Origin of the sequence: Halomonas hibernica (assembly GCF_013183775.1) — a bacterium.
GTDB lineage: Bacteria > Pseudomonadota > Gammaproteobacteria > Pseudomonadales > Halomonadaceae > Vreelandella > Vreelandella citrativorans.
This window is the reverse complement of record NZ_VIFN01000006.1, coordinates 174,877-196,661: the sequence shown is the minus strand read 5'-3', so window position 1 is coordinate 196,661 and position 21,785 is coordinate 174,877. Positions and strand designations below refer to the sequence as shown.

The 21,785-nt window shown below is 54.4% G+C and carries 19 protein-coding genes and 3 pseudogenes; 15 read left to right on the top strand and 7 right to left on the bottom strand.

All coding sequences use genetic code 11. The features are described 5' to 3' along the window. Window positions 1-79 precede the first annotated feature (79 nt). Window positions 80-988: an NAD(P)-dependent oxidoreductase gene (locus tag FKN99_RS11520; protein ID WP_172117975.1), complete on the top strand. Its 909-nt coding sequence runs from the start codon at window positions 80-82 to the stop codon at window positions 986-988. Between the two features lie 59 nt (window positions 989-1,047). On the opposite strand, the gene FKN99_RS11515 is transcribed toward FKN99_RS11520, so the two are convergent. The 4 genes from FKN99_RS11515 to FKN99_RS11500 all read right to left on the bottom strand — a co-directional run bounded on the left by FKN99_RS11515 (window position 1,048) and on the right by FKN99_RS11500 (window position 5,599). After that, the gene (locus FKN99_RS11515; RefSeq protein ID WP_172117974.1) at window positions 1,048-1,974 is read right to left on the bottom strand and encodes a Gfo/Idh/MocA family protein; all 927 of its coding nucleotides are present in this window, start codon (window positions 1,972-1,974) and stop codon (window positions 1,048-1,050) included. Window positions 1,975-2,048: 74 nt separating this feature from the next. Continuing rightward, on the bottom strand, window positions 2,049-2,819 hold the full coding sequence (locus tag FKN99_RS11510; RefSeq protein WP_172117973.1) for a FadR/GntR family transcriptional regulator: 771 nt from the start codon (window positions 2,817-2,819) through the stop codon (window positions 2,049-2,051). Window positions 2,820-2,850: 31 nt separating this feature from the next. Beyond that, window positions 2,851-3,795 (bottom strand): DMT family transporter, encoded by a 945-nt coding sequence (locus FKN99_RS11505; RefSeq protein WP_172117972.1) that lies wholly within the window; start codon window positions 3,793-3,795, stop codon window positions 2,851-2,853. Window position 3,796: 1 nt separating this feature from the next. Further along, window positions 3,797-5,599 (bottom strand): IlvD/Edd family dehydratase, encoded by a 1,803-nt coding sequence (locus FKN99_RS11500; RefSeq protein WP_172117971.1) that lies wholly within the window; start codon window positions 5,597-5,599, stop codon window positions 3,797-3,799. Window positions 5,600-5,929: 330 nt separating this feature from the next. On the opposite strand from FKN99_RS11500, the gene FKN99_RS11495 reads away from it, so the two are divergent. The 8 genes and pseudogenes from FKN99_RS11495 to FKN99_RS17925 all read left to right on the top strand — a co-directional run. Continuing rightward, window positions 5,930-7,006, top strand: a complete 1,077-nt coding sequence (locus tag FKN99_RS11495) for a TRAP transporter substrate-binding protein (protein ID WP_172117970.1) — start codon at window positions 5,930-5,932, stop codon at window positions 7,004-7,006. Window positions 7,007-7,112: 106 nt separating this feature from the next. Beyond that, window positions 7,113-7,706: a TRAP transporter small permease gene (locus FKN99_RS11490; protein WP_172117969.1), complete on the top strand. Its 594-nt coding sequence runs from the start codon at window positions 7,113-7,115 to the stop codon at window positions 7,704-7,706. A 3-nt stretch (window positions 7,707-7,709) separates the two neighbouring features. Further along, window positions 7,710-8,993: a TRAP transporter large permease gene (locus FKN99_RS11485; protein ID WP_172117968.1), complete on the top strand. Its 1,284-nt coding sequence runs from the start codon at window positions 7,710-7,712 to the stop codon at window positions 8,991-8,993. Between the two features lie 25 nt (window positions 8,994-9,018). Then, on the top strand, window positions 9,019-10,017 hold the full coding sequence (araD1, locus tag FKN99_RS11480) for an AraD1 family protein (RefSeq protein WP_172117967.1): 999 nt from the start codon (window positions 9,019-9,021) through the stop codon (window positions 10,015-10,017). 11 nt (window positions 10,018-10,028) lie between these two features. Beyond that, the gene (locus FKN99_RS11475) at window positions 10,029-11,606 is read left to right on the top strand and encodes an aldehyde dehydrogenase (NADP(+)) (protein ID WP_172117966.1); all 1,578 of its coding nucleotides are present in this window, start codon (window positions 10,029-10,031) and stop codon (window positions 11,604-11,606) included. A gap of 51 nt (window positions 11,607-11,657) precedes the next feature. Then, a pseudogene (locus tag FKN99_RS11470) lies at window positions 11,658-11,834 on the top strand (transposase); the annotation flags it as partial. Between the two features lie 42 nt (window positions 11,835-11,876). Then, window positions 11,877-11,960, top strand: a pseudogene (locus tag FKN99_RS18145) (integrase core domain-containing protein); the annotation flags it as partial. Window positions 11,961-12,067: 107 nt separating this feature from the next. Next, window positions 12,068-12,168, top strand: a pseudogene (locus FKN99_RS17925) (IS5/IS1182 family transposase); the annotation flags it as partial. 4 nt (window positions 12,169-12,172) lie between these two features. Here FKN99_RS17925 and FKN99_RS11460 read toward each other — a convergent pair. After that, on the bottom strand, window positions 12,173-12,904 hold the full coding sequence (locus tag FKN99_RS11460; protein ID WP_172117965.1) for a FadR/GntR family transcriptional regulator: 732 nt from the start codon (window positions 12,902-12,904) through the stop codon (window positions 12,173-12,175). 282 nt (window positions 12,905-13,186) lie between these two features. Here FKN99_RS11460 and FKN99_RS11455 point away from each other — a divergent pair, with 282 nt between their 5' ends. The 6 genes from FKN99_RS11455 (at window position 13,187) to FKN99_RS11430 (ending at window position 19,891) form a co-directional block, all read left to right on the top strand. Next, a complete protein-coding gene (locus tag FKN99_RS11455) occupies window positions 13,187-14,359 on the top strand; it encodes an L-rhamnonate dehydratase (RefSeq protein ID WP_172117964.1) in 1,173 nt (390 codons plus the stop codon). Between the two features lie 10 nt (window positions 14,360-14,369). Then, a complete protein-coding gene (gene araD1 / locus FKN99_RS11450) occupies window positions 14,370-15,368 on the top strand; it encodes an AraD1 family protein (protein WP_172117963.1) in 999 nt (332 codons plus the stop codon). A 58-nt stretch (window positions 15,369-15,426) separates the two neighbouring features. Continuing rightward, a complete protein-coding gene (locus FKN99_RS11445; protein WP_216658054.1) occupies window positions 15,427-16,434 on the top strand; it encodes a TRAP transporter substrate-binding protein in 1,008 nt (335 codons plus the stop codon). 66 nt (window positions 16,435-16,500) lie between these two features. Continuing rightward, on the top strand, window positions 16,501-16,956 hold the full coding sequence (locus FKN99_RS11440) for a TRAP transporter small permease (protein ID WP_172117962.1): 456 nt from the start codon (window positions 16,501-16,503) through the stop codon (window positions 16,954-16,956). A 25-nt stretch (window positions 16,957-16,981) separates the two neighbouring features. After that, a complete protein-coding gene (locus tag FKN99_RS11435; RefSeq protein WP_172117961.1) occupies window positions 16,982-18,280 on the top strand; it encodes a TRAP transporter large permease in 1,299 nt (432 codons plus the stop codon). A 33-nt stretch (window positions 18,281-18,313) separates the two neighbouring features. Continuing rightward, window positions 18,314-19,891, top strand: a complete 1,578-nt coding sequence (locus FKN99_RS11430) for an aldehyde dehydrogenase (NADP(+)) (RefSeq protein WP_172117960.1) — start codon at window positions 18,314-18,316, stop codon at window positions 19,889-19,891. Window positions 19,892-19,902: 11 nt separating this feature from the next. On the opposite strand, the gene nanR is transcribed toward FKN99_RS11430, so the two are convergent. Both nanR and FKN99_RS11420 read right to left on the bottom strand, forming a co-directional pair. After that, window positions 19,903-20,625 (bottom strand): transcriptional regulator NanR, encoded by a 723-nt coding sequence (gene nanR / locus FKN99_RS11425; RefSeq protein WP_172117959.1) that lies wholly within the window; start codon window positions 20,623-20,625, stop codon window positions 19,903-19,905. A 76-nt stretch (window positions 20,626-20,701) separates the two neighbouring features. Further along, window positions 20,702-21,778 (bottom strand): Ldh family oxidoreductase, encoded by a 1,077-nt coding sequence (locus FKN99_RS11420; RefSeq protein ID WP_172117958.1) that lies wholly within the window; start codon window positions 21,776-21,778, stop codon window positions 20,702-20,704. Window positions 21,779-21,785 lie beyond the last annotated feature (7 nt).

The window sequence follows — 21,785 nt, the reverse complement described above, 5'->3', positions numbered from 1 at the left end:
TTTCTGCTTAGGTTTATGGTCAAGTTCAGACAAGTGAGCGTTATCCAGGACGTCATCAAATAACTGATTGGAGGTCACCATGAAACAGGAACGTATCGGATTCATCGGGCTCGGCTTAATGGGTAAGGAAATGGCCCGCAATATAGTGCGTAATGGCTACCCGCTCAGCGTTATGGCGCATCGCAATCGCTCGCCTTTAGAGGTGCTCTCTGCCGAAGGGGCAGTTGAAGTTGCAAGTGCTGCCGAGATGGCCAAAAACAGCGATATTGTTTTTATCTGCGTCAAAACATCCGAACAGGTTAGCGAAATTGTGACCGGAACCGATGGTTTGATGGCCGGGGCCCATGAAGGGCTGATTATTGTCGACTGCTCTACGGCTCATCCTGAATCGACCGAGCGCCTTGCTGAAACTGTCGCAGAGCACGGAGTGACCCTGGTTGATGCGCCGTTAGCCCGCACACCGCGCGAAGCCCGTGAGGGGCGGCTCAACGTCATGCTGGGAGGCGATACCTCAACGGTTACGCGTATTACGCCGGTCATCGAAAGCTTCGCCGAGAACATCTTTCATGTGGGTGCCGTCGGGTCAGCGCATAAGCTGAAACTTATCAATAACTTCCTGTCGCTGGGTGCGGCGGCACTGGTTAGCGAAGCCGCTACCATGGCTGCCGGAATGGATGTCCCGCAGAATAAATTGCTGGAAATCTGTTCTCAGGGTGGCGCCAACAGCGCCATGCTGGCCCCGGTTATGGAGTGGGTGCTGCAGAAAGAGTGCACAAAATTGCAGTTCAGCCTTGGAAATGCAGAGAAAGACATGCGTTATCTAGCTGAAACGTTAACCGAGTACCGGCTAACATCCGACATGCTTCCCCCACTTTGTGAGTTCCTTAAACAGGCTCGAAATGACGTGGGGGAAGAGAGCTTCGTTCCCCAATCTTACGACAGCTGCATGCAGCGTAATGGTATGGGCTCAGACGGCAACAAGCACTGAGATAAACCCTAGGTTACCTCGCCATCGCGGCTTAACTTTCCATCGCGAATTGGCAGCGTTCACTCCACAAACGCGTCGGTAGCCTCGCGGTGGCCATACAAAAATGCGTCAGCCACTTGGCGTAGTGGCGCTACATCCACGTCACTACGCCCACTGGCGACAAGCTCAATAAAGCGGCTATAAAGGCCTGCATACTCGCGCTCCTCCTCATCCACTATAAGCTCGTCGTTAATCATCAGGCGCCGCCCTCCCTGGGTCAGGCTCAAACGTCCGTTATCCGTAGCGACGTGGATATCCCAGGTTTGTGGGCCGGTTTGGCGAAAATCAAAGACCGCCTCAATCTCGGCACCATCTGGATCGGCAAAAGACAGCTCAGCGGCAATTGGGGTCTGGCAATTAGTCGGTACCCATAACTGTGCCTGGCGCAGAAAAAACGCCTGAGGAAGAATGCTGGTGACGATCGAAAGCGCGTTGATACCTGGATCAAATACCCCCATACCGCCCGGCTGCCATACCCACGCCTGACCTGGGTGCCATACTCGCACGTCTTCTTTCCACTCGATCTCGACGCGCTGAACCTGGCGTGCTGACAGCCACTGCTTGGCTTTTGCTACGCCGGGGGCAAAGCGTGAGTGCCAAGCGGCAAACAAGCTAACGCCTTGCTCGGCAGCCAGCGAAATCAAGCTTTCCACCTCACTGAGTGTGGCCCCAGGTGGCTTCTCCAGCAGCACATGCTTGCCACGCAGCAACGCCAGGCGCGCCTGTGAGTAACGCAGGTGCGTCGGCGTGCAGATTGCCACGGCGGTTATTTCAGGGTGGGCATCGAGCATCGCGTCCAAGTCTTGATAGCTGGGCACATCCGGTAACGTAGCGTGAGGATCTGCTGTGGCGACAAGCAGGCAATGCGGAATGGTAGCTATCGCCGGAAGGTGCTGGTCACGAACGATTTTGCCCACTCCCACTAAGCCGAGATTGAAGTCAGACATGTGCTTGCCTTTGTTTTGATGTGAAAGGTTTTAATGTAAAAGGTTTTAATGTGAAAGCTTAACGAGAAATTGTTTCAGGGAGCAGCGTGGGGCAGCTCAACGCTGCGCCCTAATGAGCTGACGCTATGCTCAAGCCCTAGCGCTTCTGCCGTCCCTGCCAATACCGCTTGGGCCGCTAGAAACGCCTCGCGAGGGCGACGCAGCCGGATGCTTTCCATCAGCTGGCGGTGACGCTCCAGGCTCTCTTCCGGATCAGAGGCGCTTTCGTTCGACATCGAGACCAGCAGGTAGATAGAGGGCCGCAGGATATGCGACAGCTGCGCCCAGACGATATTGTGGGTCGCCTTAAAGATCGCCTCGTGGAAGGCAATATCACACTCGCTGTGTAAACGCCGCTCTTCTTGGCAGGTCGCATTGCGCAGGTTCTGGCCCAGCCCTTCAAAGGCCTCTTCAATGGCCACTAAATCACGTGCTTTGGCGCGCTTGGCGGCGGTCATTGCCACATAGGGCTCAACATCCAGGCGAAACGCGAGAATTTCGCGCTGAATATCGGGATTGGGGGCCGCATAACGGGTAAGCCAGTCGGTCACCTGAACATCGAGAATATGCCACTCTGAGTACTCACGCACCTTAGAGCCGTGGCCTGAAATACGCTCGATAATGCCCGCTTCCACCAGTTGGCGCAGATCGCTACGTACCGCCGAACGGTTAAGCGAAAAGCGTTCACATAGGTCCAGTTCACGCGGCACAAAGTCGCCGGGGCGATAGCATCCGCCGAAGATTTTCTCGGCAAGGTATTCAGCGATACTGGGGCGAGCCAGCGGCTTACTGAGAGATGATGTCACTGCGATAAGACCCTATTTCAATTCCAGCCAATCATAACGTACTTGACCTGTCTACGGTTACGGGTGTCGTCGTTTCAAGCCCGGCGCGCTGCCTCAGCTCCAGCCGCCGTTCATAAAGCCCTTTAGCACTTAACGTGCCAAGCACCAGGGCGCCGCCCACCATGGCGACCGGTGCGGGCTGTTCCGCCAGAATCCACCAAGCCAACAGTGTGCCCACCACGACTTCCAGCAACAGCAGCAAGCCGACTTCAGCGGAAGGCAGATACAACGGCCCACGCTGCAACAGTGTGACGCCGCAAGGCACAATGAACAGGCAAAGCAATACCACCACCGCTAGCTGGTTCGTAGCGGGTAAGGATGGCTCGCTGCCCGCCAGCCAGAAAATCCCTGCTACGCTTCCCACAATAAGGCCGTTGAATACCAGCATCGGGCTCATATCCACCCCTGGCCGCGTACGGCAGAGGGTAAAGTTAATCGCCAGAGTCGTCGCCGTCACCAAGGCGAAAGCGTTGCCTACCCACGAGCCTGCGCCCGAGTCATCTAACGCAATCATGGCGACACCCGCCATGCACAAACAGATCGCAAGCCAAGTGCGTCGGGGCAAGCGCTCCTTGAGAATGACCCAGGAGAGAATTGCCGCGATCAATGGTGCGCTGGCCAGGATCATCAACACGTTACCTGCCTTGGTGTACTGATTGCCAAGCACAAAACCGCAGGTTGTCAGACTGAACAGCAGCGCCACGGCGATGCCGGTCCAACCGCAGCGGCGATAGGCCGCCAATGTGCCGCGGCCATAGCGCGCCAAGGCGATTAGCAAAAAACCCAGCGCGGAGAGAAAGCCGCGCCACATGAGTATCTCAGCATCGGGCAGGTCGGCTACCTTGATCAGCAAGGCATCCGGCGCCATGATCATCGCGCCGCCACCGGTCAACAGCAGCCCCTGCTGGCGATGTGATAAAGCACTAAAGCGGCTCATGCTAGTGATTATCCCTGGGCGGATGCTGGCGGGCGACATCGCGGTACTTGGTCGCAGGTTCTAATGTCATGCCACGATCCAGCGGCTCGACCATGCTGCGCTGAATCTCTTGCCAAGGGGTCTGGTGGCCTGGGTAACGGTAGCCGCCCTGCTCGGCCAAACGCTTGCGGCGGGCTTCCAGCTCACTGGCGTCAATCAGCAGTTGCACCTCGCCACGCTTAAGATCAACCCGCAGCCGATCGCCGCTCTCAAGCAGCGCCAGCCCGCCCCCGGTGGCCGCTTCCGGAGACGCGTTGAGAATCGACGGCGAGCCGGATGTGCCCGACTGGCGCCCATCGCCCAGGCAGGGCAGCGACTCAATCCCTTGTTTTATCAACGCCTCTGGCGGCTGCATATTAACCACTTCGGCGCCGCCGGGATGCCCTACCGGGCCAGCGCCACGCATCACTAAAATGGTGCGAGCGTCGATATTCAACACTGGGTCGTCGATACGGGCGTGATAATCTTCTGAGCCATCAAACACCACCACCTTGCCTTCAAAGGCTTCAGGGTCGCCGGGATCGCTCAAGAAGCGCTCGCGGAAATCTCGAGAGATAACGCTGGTTTTCATCAGCGCGGAATCGAACAAATTGCCCTTGAGATTAAGAAACCCTGCATGGGCCACCAGCGGCTCGGCGTAGCGGCAAATCACATTGGGATCCTGGGTTTCCCGGCCCTGCAGATTATCGCCCAGAGAGCGACCATTCACCGTCAGCGCATCGCTATGCAGCTTGCCGGCCCCCTGGAGTTCATGAAGGATTGCCGGCACGCCCCCCGCGCGGTGAAACTCTTCACATAGAAAAGCCCCGGCGGGCATCACGTTGGCCAGCAGCGGAATCTCGTGGCCCAGGCGCTGCCAGTCATCGTTATTCAGCTCAATGCCTGCATGACGGGCGATAGCGTTAATATGTACCGGCGCGTTGGACGAGCCGCCCATGGCCGAGCAGGCCACAATGGCGTTCTCAAACGCTTCACGAGTCAGAATATCCAGCGGGCGCAGGTCTTCCCAGACCATATCGACGATTCGCACACCGGTGTCATAGGCCGCCATGGCGCGCTCTTTGTAGGGCGCGGGGATGACTGCCGAGCCCGGCAGGCTCATGCCCAATACCTCAGCCATGGAGTTCATGGTGGACGCGGTGCCCATGGTATTGCAGTGGCCAATGGAGGGCGCTGAGTCGCTGGCGCGGGAAAGGAATTCTGCGTAGTCGATATCCCCCGCTGCCAGGCGCTTGCGTAGCTCCCAGATAATCGTGCCCGAGCCCACCCGCTCGGCGCCCCGCCAGCCGTTAAGCATCGGCCCACCGGACAGCACAATCGCGGGGATATTCACCGTTGCCGCGGCCATCAGCGCAGCGGGGGTGGTTTTGTCACAGCCGGTGGTGAGCACCACGCCGTCTAACGGATAGCCATGGAGCACTTCCACCAACCCCAAGTATGCAAGATTGCGATCCAGCGCTGCGGTCGGCCGACGCACATTCTCATGGATAGGATGCATGGGGAACTCGAACGGCACGCCACCCGCCGCGCGAATACCGTCTTTAACCCGCTTGACCAGATCAATATGGTGACGGTTGCACGGGGTTAAATCAGATCCCGACTGGCAGATACCAATAATCGGCTTACCGCTCGTCAACTCATCCAACGTAATGCCGTAATTGAGGTAACGCTCAATACACAGCGCCGTAGTGCCGGGATGATCAGGGTTATCGAACCAGTAACGTGAACGCAACTGCTCAGGGGTTATTCGATGAGGGTTGGCCATGGCTACGCTCCACGCCTAAAGTAAAGGTAAAACGTCAGCAGGCGTGCCTAAGCCACTTAACCGTCTACTAACATTCTCAATTAAATTCAATAATCTCCTTTAAACATAAGGAGAGGGGGTCGCCATGACGGTACGCGTTCTTTACAGCGCCGTCGATACATACAAAAGTATATGTTGAACATATACTCAAAACGTTAGACATTCAGTTCAGGGCTGCGGTGCTGACCCCACGAGGGAAGTGCCGCTCAAACATAACAACAACCACGTTGCAGCTCGCTTGCAAGACGTTCTTCGCGAAGCGGTCTGCAGTACGCCAGGAGAGTGATAACGATGCATTATCTTTGGAAACGCACCCTGTTAATGACCGGTGCTACGCTACTCAGCTCAGGCATGGCTTACGCGCAAACGCCCGACCTTTCTGACCCACCCGAGATCGAAGGCGGCGTCGTAGGCGATCACGGCAGCGTGACTCTACGCATGGGGCTTGGCTTGGCCGAAAGCTCGCCTCAGTACATCTCCAGCCAATACTTTGCGGATATTCTCGACCAGCGTAGCGAAGGAAGAATCAGCGTCAACATCTTCCCCAACAGCCAGCTCGGTGATGACGTGCAGATGATGGAAATGCTCCAAACCGGCACGCTGGACATGACCTACCCCTCTTCTTCCCCCGCGACTGGCTATGTTGAAGAGTTGGCCGTTTTTGACCTACCGTTCCTGCTCCCTACTCGTGAAGCTGCCATCGAGGCCATGCGTAGCGACGCTGCCCAAGAGATGCTCGATGCGTTTGACGGCACCGGCATCAAGGCATTGGCCTTTGCTGAAAACGGCTTCCGCCAGCTTTCTAATAGCGCACGCGAAGTTTCATCGCCGGAAGATGTAGCCGGGCTGGACGTCCGCGGCCTTTCAGTACGTACCATGGAAAACCCCGTTCACCTGGCTATCTGGCAGGCACTTGGCGCCAACCCAACACCCATGGCGTTTGGAGAGCTGTTTTCAGCCATGGAGCAGGGCGTTGTGGATGGCCAGGAAAACCCCTGGAGCACCATCCTGACATCCAACTTCTATGAAGTGCAGGACTACGGCTCCGAAACACGCCACGTTTATACCCCCTTTATTAAGATGATCTCCCAGCGCTCCTGGGATCGACTGGACCCTGAGTATCAGGAGCTGGTTCAGGAGGCTGCCCTGCAGGCCGCCGATTATGAAATCCAGCTCTCAGCAGAGTACGACGACTGGGCACGCGAGCAGCTTGAAGAGCGTGGCATGCAAGTGACGCGCTTAACTGACGAACAGATCGCAGCTTTCCAGGAAGCTGTACAGCCCGTTTATGACGAGTGGGCACCACGCATTGGTGAAGATTTAGTGGCAGAGTTCCAGCGGCTCGCCGGGTCGACAGCAGCCCAATAGGTATCCGCTGATACTTCGGATTGCTCTCGTGCGCATTTTCCACGATTAGACCATGCAAGAGGCCAACGCCTCTTGCATGGTCGTTACCTGTCTTTTCGGAGAGCTTATGGACACACCTGATACTCCTATTCCGGATACCACGGCCTTTTTCGATGACCCTCAGCGCGAGCCGCTGGAGATCGATACCGAGCAGCGCCGTGGTCCTGCGCTGTTCCGATGGCTAACACTGGCAATGGAGCACACAATTGCGGCTCTGCTGGTAGCGCTCATCGTGTCGGTATCGGCTAACGTGGTGGGCCGCGCCGTATTGAATCACTCGCTGCCCTGGGCCGATGAGCTGGCACGCATGCTGTTCATCTGGCTGATTTTCCTGGGAGCTGCGGCGGCATTTGCCCGCTATGAACATATTGCGGTGGATATCTTAGTGCGCAGGTTAAAACCACGCGCCGCCCATGCGCTGTATCTGTTTCAGCACCTGGTGATCACCGCGTTGATGGGCGTCATTGTCTGGGGTGGCTTTCTGGTGATGTCACGTGCTTCCGGGCGCACCGCGATCCTTGGCGTGCCATGGAATATCGTGAATGTCTCGCTGGTACTCTGCGCTGCCTTCATTGCCGCGGTAGCCATCTGGCGCGCTTGGCAAAGCATTTTGCAGATACGCTCGCCGGACGTTATTTCCACCGCTGATGGAGACCATTAGACCATGCTATGGATTTTTTTAGGCATTCTGTTCGCGTCGCTGGCCTTGGGCTTACCCATCGCCTTTGGTTTGGGCGTTGCGGCCGTGGTGATGGCGCTACTCTCGGATATTCCTCTCTCCATCATGATTGAGCAGTCAATACGTGGGGTAAATAGCTTCCCTCTGTTGGCCATCCCGTTCTTTATTCTAGTGGGCGAAGTAATGAGCAACGGCGGCATTGCCCGCCGCTTAATGGAGCTTGCTGGGGCTTTGGTCGGTTTCGTTCGCGGTGGTCTGGGCCAGGTCGCGATTACCGGCTCAATGTTCTTTGGCGGCATTAGTGGTTCTGCCGTGGCCGATACAGCCGCGACCGGCGCAATGATGATTCCGTCCATGACCAAGCAGGGCTATACCGCCCCGCAGGCCACGGCGATCAATACTGTCTCCTCGGTCATCGGCATCATCATTCCGCCGTCTATACCTCTGATTTTATTTGGCATTGTGACCGAAACCTCGATTAGCCGCCTGTTTATCGCCGGTATCGTGCCAGGGGTATTGATTGGCCTTGGGCTAATGGCCACGACCTTTATCATGGCCACCATCGGCCACGCCGGGCAGACCCGCAAGTTCCGTCTCGATGTGTTGTGGCAAGCGTTCAAGGCAGCGTGGCTTGCTCTGGTGCTACCGGTAATTGTCATTGGGGGGATTATAGGGGGCGTATTTACCGCCACCGAGGCCGCCGTTGCAGCTCTACTTTACTCGCTGTTTATCTCGCTAGCGGTCTACCGTGAATTCCACATCCGCGAACTGTGGGGCATGCTGATTCGTACCGCCCGCTTGACCGGCATGGTCTTGCTTCTGCTGGCCTTTGCCACCGTCATCGCCTGGTTTCTAACCATCAACATGGTACCGCAAACGCTGGTTACCCAGGTCCAGTCAATCACCCAGGATCCCTTCTTACTGCTGTTGATCGTTGCGGGCTTATTGCTGCTAGTAGGGTTTGTGATGGACCTGACGCCCGCCATGGTAATCATGGCGCCAATGCTGACGCCTATCGTCACCTCGGTGGGCGTTGATCCGGTCTACTTCGGCGTGCTCATGGCGTTCATTCTGGGTATTGGTCTTTTAACTCCGCCGGTAGGCACCTGCCTATACGTTGGCTGTGGGGTCGGCAAGGTTTCCATGGAGCAGTTGGTCAAGGCCATGCTGCCCTACTACGCCGCCTTGCTGGTGGTGCTGCTTATCTTGATTGCCTTCCCCGGCATTGTGACGTGGCTGCCTGATCTCACCGCTGTGCGCGGCAACTAACCGACATTATATAAGGACATCATATATGCGCTTGATTCAATACCTCGATCAGGACCAAGTCCGGGCCGCTCTGGTGGAGGATACCCAGACCGTACGCCCTATAATGATCGACGGCGGCACCTATGCGTTAGCCAAAGCAGCTATCGCCGCCGGGGAGTCGCTTGAGCAAGCCATCAAATCGCGACTCGGCGACGCTCAGATCGATTATCAGTCGTTGATAGATGAGCAGCGCCTGCTACCGCCGCTCACTCACCCCGACCCCGCTCACTGCCTGGTGACCGGCACCGGCCTCACCCACTTGGGCAGCGCGGATACCCGGTCCGCCATGCATGCCAAAACCCAAGTGGCCGAGGAGGAACTGACCGACTCCATGCGCATGTTCAAACTCGGCGTTGAAGGCGGAAAGCCTTCCGATAACGCCGAAGGGTCGCAGCCGGAATGGTTCTATAAAGGCGATGGCGACTGCATCGTCGCGCCGGAAGCAGACATGCCTTCTCCCGCGTTTGCCCAGGATGCTGGTGAAGAACCAGAACTTGCGGGGCTCTATATTGTGGCTGACGATGGCACTCCGTGGCGGATTGGCTACGCTGTGGGTAACGAATTTTCCGACCATGTTACCGAGCGTTTTAACTACCTATGGCTGGCGCACTCTAAACTGCGCGCCTGTAGCGTTGGGCCAGAGCTGTTGATCGGAGAGTTGCCTGCCCACCTTGAAGGCACCAGCCGCATTGTGCGCGATGGTCAAACATTGTGGGAAAAGCCATTTTTAACCGGTGAGTCCAATATGGCCCACAGCCTCGCCAATCTTGAGCACCACCACTTCAAATACGCAGGCTTTCGCCGCCCGGGCGATGTCCACGTCCACTTCTTCGGCACGGCTACTCTTAGCTTTGCTGATCAGATTCAAACCCGCGATGGTGATCGTTTCGAGATCACGCTTAACGATTTTGGCCGCCCGCTACGTAACACGCTGCGCATGCCAACGAATCACGAGTACGAAACAACCATCGTCAACGCGCTTTAACAGGAGGCTACATGACACTGCAAGGTACACTGCTTATCGGTCAACAGGCCGTCACCGGTACTCAAGCCGATATTGTTGCCGTTAACCCGGCCACCGGCGAGACACTGGAGCCGCGCTATCCCGGTGGTAGCCGCGCCGAGGTTGAAAAAGCCTGCCAGCTTGCCGAAGCGGCGTTTGATCAATACCGCGAAACCTCACTTGAAGCGCGCGCTCACTTCCTGGAAACCATTGCCGAAGAAATTGAGGCCATTGGTGCTGACCTGACCCAGCGCGGCGTGGCCGAAACCGGCCTGCCTGAAGCGCGCCTTGAAGGCGAGCGGGGCCGGACCTGCGGCCAGCTACGGCTGTTCGCTTCGGTAGTGCGCGCAGGCGAATGGCTGGATTTACGCTACGACCCGGCCCAGCCTGAGCGTAAGCCCATGCCGCGTGCCGACTTACGCCAGCGCCATATTCCGCTTGGCCCCGTGGCCGTGTTCGGTGCCAGCAACTTCCCGCTGGCCTTCAGCGTAGCAGGGGGCGATACCGCCTCGGCGCTGGCGGCGGGTTGTCCTGTGGTCGTGAAAGGCCATTCAGCCCACCCCGGCACTTCTGAGCTGGTAGGCCGCGCTATTCAACGCGCCGCGGCCAGGTGCAACATGCCGGAAGGGGTATTTTCGCTACTGTTCGGCTCAGGTCGCGATATTGGCCAGGCGCTGATCTCAGACCCGCGTATTAAAGCGGTTGGTTTTACCGGCTCGCGCAGCGGCGGCATGGCCTTGATGGCGACTGCCCAGGCGCGTCCCGAGCCGATTCCCGTTTATGCCGAGATGAGCAGCATCAACCCGGTATTTCTGTTCCCCGAGGCGCTGAAAGCGCGCGGCAACAAGGTTGCCGAAGGCTTTGTCGCCTCGCTGAACATGGGTGCCGGCCAGTTCTGCACCAACCCTGGCCTGGTCATTGGCCTCAAAGGCGCTGACCTGGATGCGTTCATCACTACCGCTGGGGAAGCCGTTAAAGCCAGCGGTGCCCAAACGATGCTGACGCCCGGCATCCATGAGGCGTATCAAAGCGGTGTCTCCGCCCTTTCGGGCCAACCAAGCGTCAAGGAAGTGGCCCGTGGTCAGTCAGGTAGCGGCCCGCATAGCTGCCAAACAGGGCTATTTGTAGCCAGCGCTCAGGACTTCCTTAACGATGACGCGCTTCAGGGCGAAATCTTCGGCGCTGCCTCGCTGGTCATTGAGTGCGCTGATGCGCGGGAGATGCAGCGTGTTGCCGACCAGCTCGAAGGTCAGCTGACGATTACCCTGCAAATGGACGATGGCGACCTGGAGGCCGCAAAATCACTTCTTCCCACGCTTGAGCAGCGCGCCGGCCGACTCCTGGCCAATGGCTGGCCGACCGGGGTCGAAGTGGGTCACGCGATGGTGCATGGCGGACCGTTCCCGGCAACGTCCGACAGCCGCACCACGTCCGTCGGCAGCGCCGCGATTTATCGTTTCCTGCGCCCCGTTTGCTATCAGGACCTGCCTGCTGGCTTACTGCCAGAAGCATTGCGCGATGATAATCCTTTTAAGGTTTCGCGCTTGGTCGATGGCAAGCGCGAGGGCTAACAGCCTGCCTGTTCATACTATTGCCTCGCTGGTTAAACCAGCGAGACACAGATCATCAAAATCCTGAGAGAGGTCGAGGGAGGCCGCCCGGCCAAGGGAGTATGTCGGGAGTACGGCACCTCCGATGCGACCTACTACAATTGGAAATCTAAATACGGAGGCATGGAAGCTTCTGATGTGAAACGCCTTAAGGAGCTTGAAGAGGAAAACCACCGGCTGAAGCACTTACCGGGATGAGATCCTGAACATGTATGCCTTTCGGACCTTACCGAAGCCCGACAACTGACCGAGTCATGGATGACGGAATACAACGATGAGTGTCCCCACGATTCACTGGAAGACTTGACGCCATGAGAATACCTGGCGAAACACCAACGGGCGGAAAACTCTAATCAGCGATGCCACTAAAACCAGGATGTTTGCATTAGCACCTCTAACAGGAGGCCAAATTCACTATGCCACTACAACAGTATCGCGCTATTGCAACACGTTACAATAAACTCAAGCGAAATGACGACAGCATGATGGCATTGATTTGTGGGGGTTATGGTTGCCCATGTAAAACATTAACAACCTCTGGCCTTTTCTTTAGTCGTACGATAGACACTGTCCAAATGAGAAAGCATGGCTCGCTCTGAGGCATCTGGGTCGTTACTCTTCAGCGCATCAACGATGTACACGTGTTCTTGGTAACTACGCTCAATCGCACCAGCCTCCACCATTACTTGACGGCGAATATTTAACCCATAATCATAAAGCTCTTGCCCATAACGCAATAGAAGTGTGTTATCAGCGTACTCAGAAATCAGCTTATGAAATCCTTGGTCTGATAACTGAAAACTAACGGGAGAGTCGAACAACTTGCTTTGTGCATCAAGCATTCGTTCAAGCTTTTGGATGCCCCTTTGATCTATTCTGGTAGCAGCTCGCCTTGCAATCGCTGCTTCAACAACAATGCGGCTTTCAAAAACACACTCTATATCGAAGTGCTCTATCTCACTTGTCCTAATCGCTTCGCGTATATCAGCAAAACGCGAAAGTGCCTCCTCATTTGCACTAATCCGGGTTTTGGTACCATGGGAAACGTTTATTAATTCGTACGCAGCCATCTGTGCAAGCGCACCCCGCACAGTTTCTCGACTAACCTCAAAGAGCTGTGAAAGCTCTCTTTCACTAGGCAGCAAGTCGCCCTCTCTAAGCAAGCCTGTTAACAGCATATCAATTAATTTTTCCATCAATATTTCTTTTTTTGTTTTATTTTTCAGAGCCTTCTCAAAAGCAAATGCTGGATTATCCATAAATATAGTCCCTAACCAACTGGTCTAAATATTAGACCAAAAAATCGTAATTGTCATATACAACCCTTTATAGACGAAGGTCTATATTCAGCACTTTATCTATTGACGAGCGATACAGTCATGCCATAAATTTACGCCAACTGGTACGGTTACCAAACCAGATAATTGATTCAATCGTCCATACAACTGAAGGCTTTTCATGGTCGCCTGCTGTAAGAGTAAAACCTACGCCAGAGCGCTTTACTACAAACACTTAGCTAGTACTTTTAAAGGAACGTCATAATGAAAATTACCAATGTCCGTACCCGTGTCTTCGAATGGAAAGGGCACACGGTGCCCTCCCAACCTCACTTCTGTTCTAATGCTATGGACGAGCTCTGGGATCGTGGAGACTCAATGGGCACGTTCCGCTTTCACGGGTGGACGACTGTTGAGATAGAGACTGATAACGGGATTGTCGGCTTAGGCAATGTTGCCCTAGCGCCGCGAATCGCCAAAGCCATTATTGATCAATACCTAGCCCCATTGGTTATCGGGCAGGATCCTTTCGACTACGAATACCTTTGGCAGCGCATGTATCGCTCAACTCATGCTTGGGGACGCAAAGGTATTGGTATGGCAGCTATTTCCGGCGTAGATATTGCCATCTGGGATATTATGGGCAAAGCCGTTGGTAAACCGGTGTTTAAGCTACTTGGCGGTCGTACAAAAGAGAAAATTCCTTGTTACGCTTCAAAGCTCTATCGCACTGATCTTAAAGGTATGCAAGATGAAGCCCAGTCTTATCTAGACCAAGGCTTTACTGCAATGAAGATGCGGTTTGGATATGGCCCTAAAGACGGCCCAGCAGGCATGCGCGAGAACCTTGATAGTGTCGCTGCGATTCGCGAAGTTATTGGCGACGACATCGACTTAATGCTCGAATGCTACATGGGTTGGAACCTTGAGTACGCCAAACGCATGCTGCCCAAGCTGGAGCGCTTTGAGCCACGCTGGCTTGAAGAGCCGGTCATCGCCGATGATATAGATGGCTATGCCGAACTCAACCAACTCACCAACATTCCTATCTCCGGCGGCGAGCACGAATTCACTTCTTACGGTTTTCGCCAGTTGTTGGAAAAACGCGCAGTATCAGTCATTCAATATGACACGAATAGGGTAGGTGGTATTACCGCTGCGCATAAGATCAACGCCCTTGCTGAAGCATTCAGCGTCCCCGTCATACCTCATGCGGGACAGATGCATAACTATCACTTGACCATGTCAACGTTGGCATCACCGATGTCGGAATTCTTCCCAGTTAATGATGTGGAGATTGGTAACGAGCTGTTCTACTACCTCTTTGAAGGCGACCCCGAACCGATCAATGGGTTTATTGATCTGGACGACAATACGCCGGGACTTGGCTTGAAGCTCAATGAGCGTTATTTCGATCAGTTTCATATTATCGAGTGAGGTACTTTCAATGAGAATCGTACAACTGCAAATGCCCCATGGCGTACGCACCGCAGTGGTTGAAAGTTCGACTCGTCTCTGCCTGGTTGATTACCCAGGCGGTACCTATGCACTAGCGCAGGCTGCACTCGATGAGGGAAGCTCTCTCATCGCTCTGATCGAACGTCACCGCAGTCATGAACTAGTGGATTACAACCAAGCACTAGATATGGGCTTGCTGCTACCACCTGTAACTCATCCAGATCCAGCTCACTGCTTAGTTACCGGTACCGGTTTAACTCATCTGGGAAGCGCCGACACTCGATCAGCCATGCATACCCCCTCCCAAGTCAGCGAAGAGGAACTGACTGACTCGATGCGTATGTTCAAGCAAGGAGTCGAAGGCGGCAAGCCCGCCCACGGCACAGTGGGTGCCCAACCTGAATGGTTCTATAAAGGCGATGGCAGCATCATTGTTGCACCAGAAGATGCCTTTCTGGTGCCTTCTTTCGCCGAAGATGCCGGTGAAGAACCCGAATTAGTCGGCCTATATATCAATGCTCCTGATGGTACGCCCTATCGTCTTGGCTATGCTGTGGGAAACGAACTCTCCGACCATATCACCGAGCGCGCTAACTACCTTTTGTTAGCTCACTCAAAGCTGCGCGCCTGCAGCTTTGGGCCTGAATTACTGCTCGGTGAACTACCCGAACATTTAGAGGGCACAAGCCGCATTGTTCGCGATGGCCAAACACTATGGGAAAAGCCCTTTCTCACCGGTGAAGCCAACATGGCTCATAGCTTAACCAATCTGGAATACCATCATTTCAAATACGCGCAGTTCCGGCGGCCAGGTACTGTGCACGTGCATTACTTTGGTACAGCAACGCTCAGTTTTGCGGATGGCATTGTCACGCAAGACGGGGATCGCTTTGAGATTGAGCTACCGGCATTGGGACGAGCCCTTCGTAACCTCGTTAAGTTCGATAGAACTAAACTATCAAAAACCTCAAGCATCAAATCACTATAAATATTTTACGCTCAGACAAGCTGAGCACTAACAAAGCCAATAAAAGCTGGAGATGAAGATGAAAATGAAAAAAACACTTGTTTCACTGGGAGTTTTTTCTGCAGTGATGACAGCATCTGTTTCGGCATCAGCCGCAGATATCGAGATCCGTATCGCCCATGGTTCCAGCCCACAATTTCATATGCACAAAGCACTTGAAAAATTTGAAGATATAGTGGAACAACGCAGCGACCAGCGCATTAACATCACTATATTTCCATCTGGTCAGATTGCAGGTGATACAGGGATGGTAGAAGCTGTGCTAGCAGGCTCGGTTGAAATGGCTGTAGAACCCCCCTCCTTTTTTGCTAAATGGGATTCCGCATTCGAGGTAGCCGAACTGCCTTTTATATACCCTAACAAGGAAGTTGCTTTTAAAGTCTTGAACTCCGAAGCTGGCGACATACTTATGGATCGCCTGAATGACCTAGACTTAACTGGCCTAGGCTGGATGGAGATGGGGCAGCGTGTGCTGACCAACAATGTACGCCCTGTCAGTTCTCCAGAGGATATTCAGGGAATTAAGCTGCGTACAATGAAAGTACCAACCCATATAGCTGCTTTTGAGGCATTGGGTGCCAACCCAACCCCTATGAACTTCGGTGAGGTGTATGCAGGCCTGCAAGTCAATGTAATTGATGGGCAGGAGAACCCTATATCTCAAATTTACACCCAGAAGTTTCATGAAGTACAAGAATTCATGACCCTAACCGATCATGTGCTGGCGCTTTATTTGCCAGTAATTAACAAGTCCTTCTATGACCAGCTCAGCCAAGATGATCAATCTCTTCTTCGTGAAGCGATGGCAGAAGCCATTGAATATGACTTTACTCTTATAGAAGAAGAGAACAGCCAATACATCCAAGAAATTGAAGCTTCAGGTGTTGAAGTTATTGCACTTAGCGATGAGCAACGTCAAGCTTTCGTTGATGCCGTTCAGCCTGCAAGAGAAGAGTTTAGGGCACGCGTTGGTGGCGATATCTACGATGTATGGATGAACAAGGTTAGCGAGTTCTCGTCTCAATAGCTTTCAATCTACCACGGTATTTTGGGAGTGTGGCGTCATGCTCCCAAAACCGTACCTGAGGCCAGCATGAACTATATTAATAAAGTAGAGAAACTACTCTGTGTTGTCTCTATATCAGCAATCGTTATTCTGGTACTGCTTCAAGTTTTCATGCGCTATGTAAGTGGAAGCTCACTTGCATGGTCTGAAGAACTCACCTCATGGTTCTTTCTATGGATGGCCTGGCTAGGCATCTCAGCTAATTATGTTAATAATGAGCATATTAGCATCGGTGGCATCACCTACCTATTCAAACATCGCTACGCTCAGCATGCATTTCGGTTGCTAGTATCAGTCGGTAGTCTAATATTTTTAGGGGTTCTTGCTTACACCACCTACCAAACAATGCTGAAGCCCTTTATCTGGCGTCAGTCCTCTGTCGTATTAGGGCTACCAGTTTATATCCTGTACTTGTCTGTATTGTCAGGTTGCTTGTTATCAATGCTCAGACTGATTTACAACGAAATAATTTATTTCAAATAACGTCCAAGTATAAGGATATATACTCATGCTCAGTATCACTTTATTCGGTGCTCTATTCGCCGCACTGATGCTCAACTTTCCCGTTGCAATTTCTTTAGGCATATCGGTGCTAGTTACAACGTTGATCGTACCTAGTGCGCCGTCTCTGAATACTCTGGTCAGCTCTACGATTAGTTTATCGGATTCTTTTACACTGATTGCAGTACCGCTATTTATTTTAGCGGGAGAAATCATGCAGACAGGAGGGCTTTCTCGTCGGCTTGTCGACTTAGCCTACCGATTGGTCGGCGGTGTCCGCGCAGGTATTGCTTACGTCAATATTCTCGCATCCATGTTCTTCGCTGCGATTTCTGGTTCTTCACCAGCTACGGTTGCGGCAGTCGGTTCCAATCTGATCCCTCATATGAAGCGCTTAGGATACCGGAATGATTTTTCAGCAGCCTTAACCGCCTCTTCAGGCATGATTGGTGTATTAATCCCACCCAGCATTCCGTTAATTGTCTACGGTGTTAGCGCTAATGTCTCTATCGGTTCACTGTTCATAGCGGGCATTGTACCTGGCCTACTATTAGGGCTGTTCTTCGCAGTCACAAGTCGCTTGCTAGTTACCAACTACGATAGTCAAATATCCATCAATCAAACAGTTAACTCCCCTGAAGATATCTTGCCCTTTAAGACAGTATTAAAGCGTTCATTCTGGGCTGTTCTTACGCCCGTTATTATCCTTGGAGGAATCTATGGTGGCATCTTCACCCCCACGGAGGCGGGCGCGATCGCCGTGTTTTATGCAATTTTAGTTAGTGTTTTCATTTATAAAGAACTCACCCTCAAAAACCTATATGAGGTATTGTTTTCAAGTGCCAAGGTAAGTGCACGAATTCTGGCTCTAGTGTTGTTCTCGATCGCTTTTGGTCGCCTAGTTACAATCGCCGAAATACCACAGCAGATAGCTATCGCTCTACAAAGTTTGTCAGATAATCCTCTGGTCATCATAGCTCTGATAAATATGCTACTGCTGATGGTCGGCATGTTCTTGGAAACTATTTCGGCAATCATCATCCTGACCCCAATTCTATTACCTGTGGCAATCGCAGTCGGCATGGACCCTTTAGTGTTCGGTATCATGATGACAGTAAACCTCGCAATTGGCTTCTGCACTCCACCTTTAGGCGTTAACTTGTTTGTGGCCAGCTCTATCTCGCAAGTTAGCGTCAGTCGAATCAGTCGAGCCATTTTGCCTTTTCTCGTCAGTATGTTTCTCGTATTACTGATCACTGCCTACTTCCCGCAGAGCTTCCTGTTTTTGGTTGACCTGATTGGGTAAATCTACTCTGTTTCACCCCATTTGGAGGAAAATATGACTATACAAGGATATATGCTGATTGGTTCACATCTAGTCGCTGGTCAGAGCAAGCCTATCAATGCCATCAATCCAGCAACCAATGAGTCCCTCGAACCCACCTACGCCGGTGGCACAGCAGCTGAGGTCAGGCGCGCCTGCCAGCTTGCCGAGGCGGCGTTTGATCAATACCGCGAAACCTCACTTGAAGCGCGCGCTCACTTCCTGGAAACCATTGCCGAAGAAATTGAGGCCATTGGTGCTGACTTGACCCAGCGCGGCGTGGCCGAAACCGGCCTGCCTGAAGCGCGCCTTGAAGGCGAGCGGGGTCGGACCTGTGGCCAGCTACGGCTGTTCGCTTCGGTAGTGCGCGCAGGCGAATGGCTGGATTTACGCTACGACCCGGCCCAGCCTGAGCGTAAGCCCATGCCGCGTGCCGACTTACGCCAGCGCCATATTCCGCTTGGCCCCGTGGCCGTGTTCGGCGCCAGCAACTTCCCGTTGGCTTTCAGCGTAGCAGGGGGCGATACCGCCTCGGCGCTGGCGGCAGGCTGCCCTGTGGTCGTAAAAGGCCATTCAGCCCATCCCGGCACTTCTGAGCTGGTAGGTCGCGCTATTCAACGCGCCGCGGCCAGGTGCAACATGCCGGAAGGGGTATTTTCGCTACTGTTCGGCTCAGGTCGCGATATTGGCCAGGCGCTGGTCTCAGACCCGCGTATTAAAGCGGTTGGTTTTACCGGCTCACGCAGCGGCGGCATGGCCTTGATGGCGACTGCCCAGGCGCGTCCCGAGCCGATTCCCGTTTATGCCGAGATGAGCAGCATCAACCCGGTATTCCTGTTCCCCGAAGCGCTGAAAGCACGCGGCAACAAGCTTGCCGAAGGTTTTGTCGCTTCGCTAAACATGGGTGCTGGCCAGTTCTGCACCAACCCTGGCCTGGTCATTGGCCTCAAAGGCGCTGACCTGGATGCGTTTATCTCTACCGCTGGGGAAGCCGTTAAAGCCAGCGGCGCCCAAACGATGCTGACGCCCGGCATCCATGAGGCGTATCAAAGCGGTGTCTCCGCCCTTTCTAGCCAGCCAAGCGTCAAGGAAGTGGCCCGTGGTCAGTCAGGTAGCGGCCCGCATAGCTGCCAACCGGGGCTATTTGTGGCCAGCGCTCAGGACTTCCTTAACGATGACGCGCTTCAGGGCGAAATCTTCGGCGCTGCCTCGCTGGTCATTGAGTGCGCTGACGTGCAGGAGATGCAGCGTGTTGCCGACCAGCTCGAAGGTCAGCTGACGATTACCCTGCAAATGGACGATGGCGACCTGGAGGCCGCAAAATCACTTCTTCCCACGCTTGAGCAGCGCGCCGGCCGACTCTTGGCCAATGGCTGGCCAACCGGGGTCGAAGTGGGTCACGCGATGGTGCATGGCGGACCGTTCCCGGCAACGTCCGACAGCCGCACCACGTCCGTCGGCAGCGCCGCGATTTATCGCTTCCTGCGCCCCGTTTGCTATCAGGACCTGCCTGCTGGCTTACTGCCTGAAGCATTGCGCGACGATAATCCTTTTAAGGTTTCGCGCTTGGTGGATGGTAAGCGTGAGGGCTAGCCCCAGCAACGTTAAGAAACATCCGATAGGCGTTTTTTAAGCTGCCTATAGGTGCCGTAGTGACGGTCGAGGTGGCGCCGCATGGCCGCCTCGGCCGCATCAGGGTCCCGGGACTCGATCGCTTCGATGATTTCAGTATGAGCAGCAGTGGCCGCCTTATCCTCACCCTTTTGCTGTAATACCAATGCGCGCCGATCATCCAGCCATTCAGAAAGCGCCACGTGAATAGCATCAAAGATCGGGTTACGGCCAATACTTGCCAATACGCCATGAAAGTCGTTATCGGAGCGCTTGAAACGAGCCTCATCACCAATAGCGTCACGATTGTCTGACAGCGCATCGCGCAATCGCGTCAAATCCTCATCGCTTGCGTGGCGCGCAGCATGACGTGCCAGCGATATCTCAAACATCGCCCGGGCTTCCTGAAAATACTGCTGCCCATCAGGCTTGGAAAGCAACTGCCGGGTAACGCCAGAAAGCCTCGCCATGACGGCTTCGGCGGTAGGCCGGATCACCCTGGCACGCGTACCGCTGTTGATCGCGATTAACCCAAGCTGCTGCAAATGGAACAGTGCTTCACGCACGGCGGGCCTGCCCACACCAAACTGCTCCATCAATTCCCGTTCTGAAGGCAATTGATCATTTTCGCTTAGCCGCCCCTCAAGAATCTCTGCCTCAAGCTGTTCGGCGACCTGTTCAGACAGCGTTTTACGCTCGATCCGGTATCTGCTCATAGGCAGTCACTCCTGGTTAACCTGGAATTCACCGCCACTTTACTGTATTTCCCGTTGCGATCCTTCAACTGTACCTTCAATCGAGTCGAGATAGCGGCGCTAGCTGGTACTGCTTGGCGATCTCTGCATAAGCCGACTGATTGGCAGAATCCAGTGGAATGCCGCCGACATCGCGCTGCGCCTGACAGCGCCATTCGCGATCACCTGGCGCCATTACCCGCGCGTCTGGTGTAGCAGGCTGGGCCCGGAGATCCGCTAAATATTCAGCCAGTCCGCGTGCAAACGTACCTTCTTCCACAAACGCATCGGGTTTCATTGCTAAAAAGAAATGCCCCACGCCCCGGGGCGTCGACATATCCGGCCCGACCATGGGTAAAAGCTTGAAGCCGTGCTGCATTCCCGAGAGCATCGAACTAAGTATCTCGACCATGCCGCCAAGCCCTGCGCCTTTAAACCCAAAGCTACTGCCTCCTAACGGTAGCAATGCTATAACCTCTCTAGGCACGCGGCTCACCTTACCTTCAGCATTAGCAGCAACCTGATCCGGCAGCTCGCGACCAATCGCCCCGAACTGCCGCACGCGGTTCCAGGGAATCGAGCTGGTCGCCATATCCAACAAATACGGCGCGCCCCCAGCTACCGGCGCCGCAAAGGCGATAGGGTTAGTGCCGTGAAAAGGCTTGGCGCCGTCATGGAGCAGCACGAACGGATCCGAGTTACAGAACGCCATGCCCAAGTAGCCCTTTTCGGCCGCCGCCAACGCATAGCACCCCGCTGCGCCAAAGTGCGATGAGTTTCCAACCGCCACAGCCCCCATTCCCACGTCGCCTGCCATCGTCATGGCATGCTCGATGGCGGTATAGCCTGCCAAATGACCTAGCCCATCATCGGCATCTAAAAAGCCCGTTGCCGCCAAGCGCTGGTGAAACACCATGTCAGGCGCGCCGTTGATACGCCCGCCTTTCAGCGCCTGTAAATAATGCGGCAATAGACGTAACCCGTGGCTATCTGTACCCATGCGTGAGGCGGTTACCAACGCTCGGCTCACGGCATCGGCAGATGCTTGATTGGCGCCAGCAGCCACAAGTGCCGCTTGCATAAAGCGCGTTAAATCCTCACGGGTAACGCGAAAATCCAATGACGTATCGGTCATCAAGCAA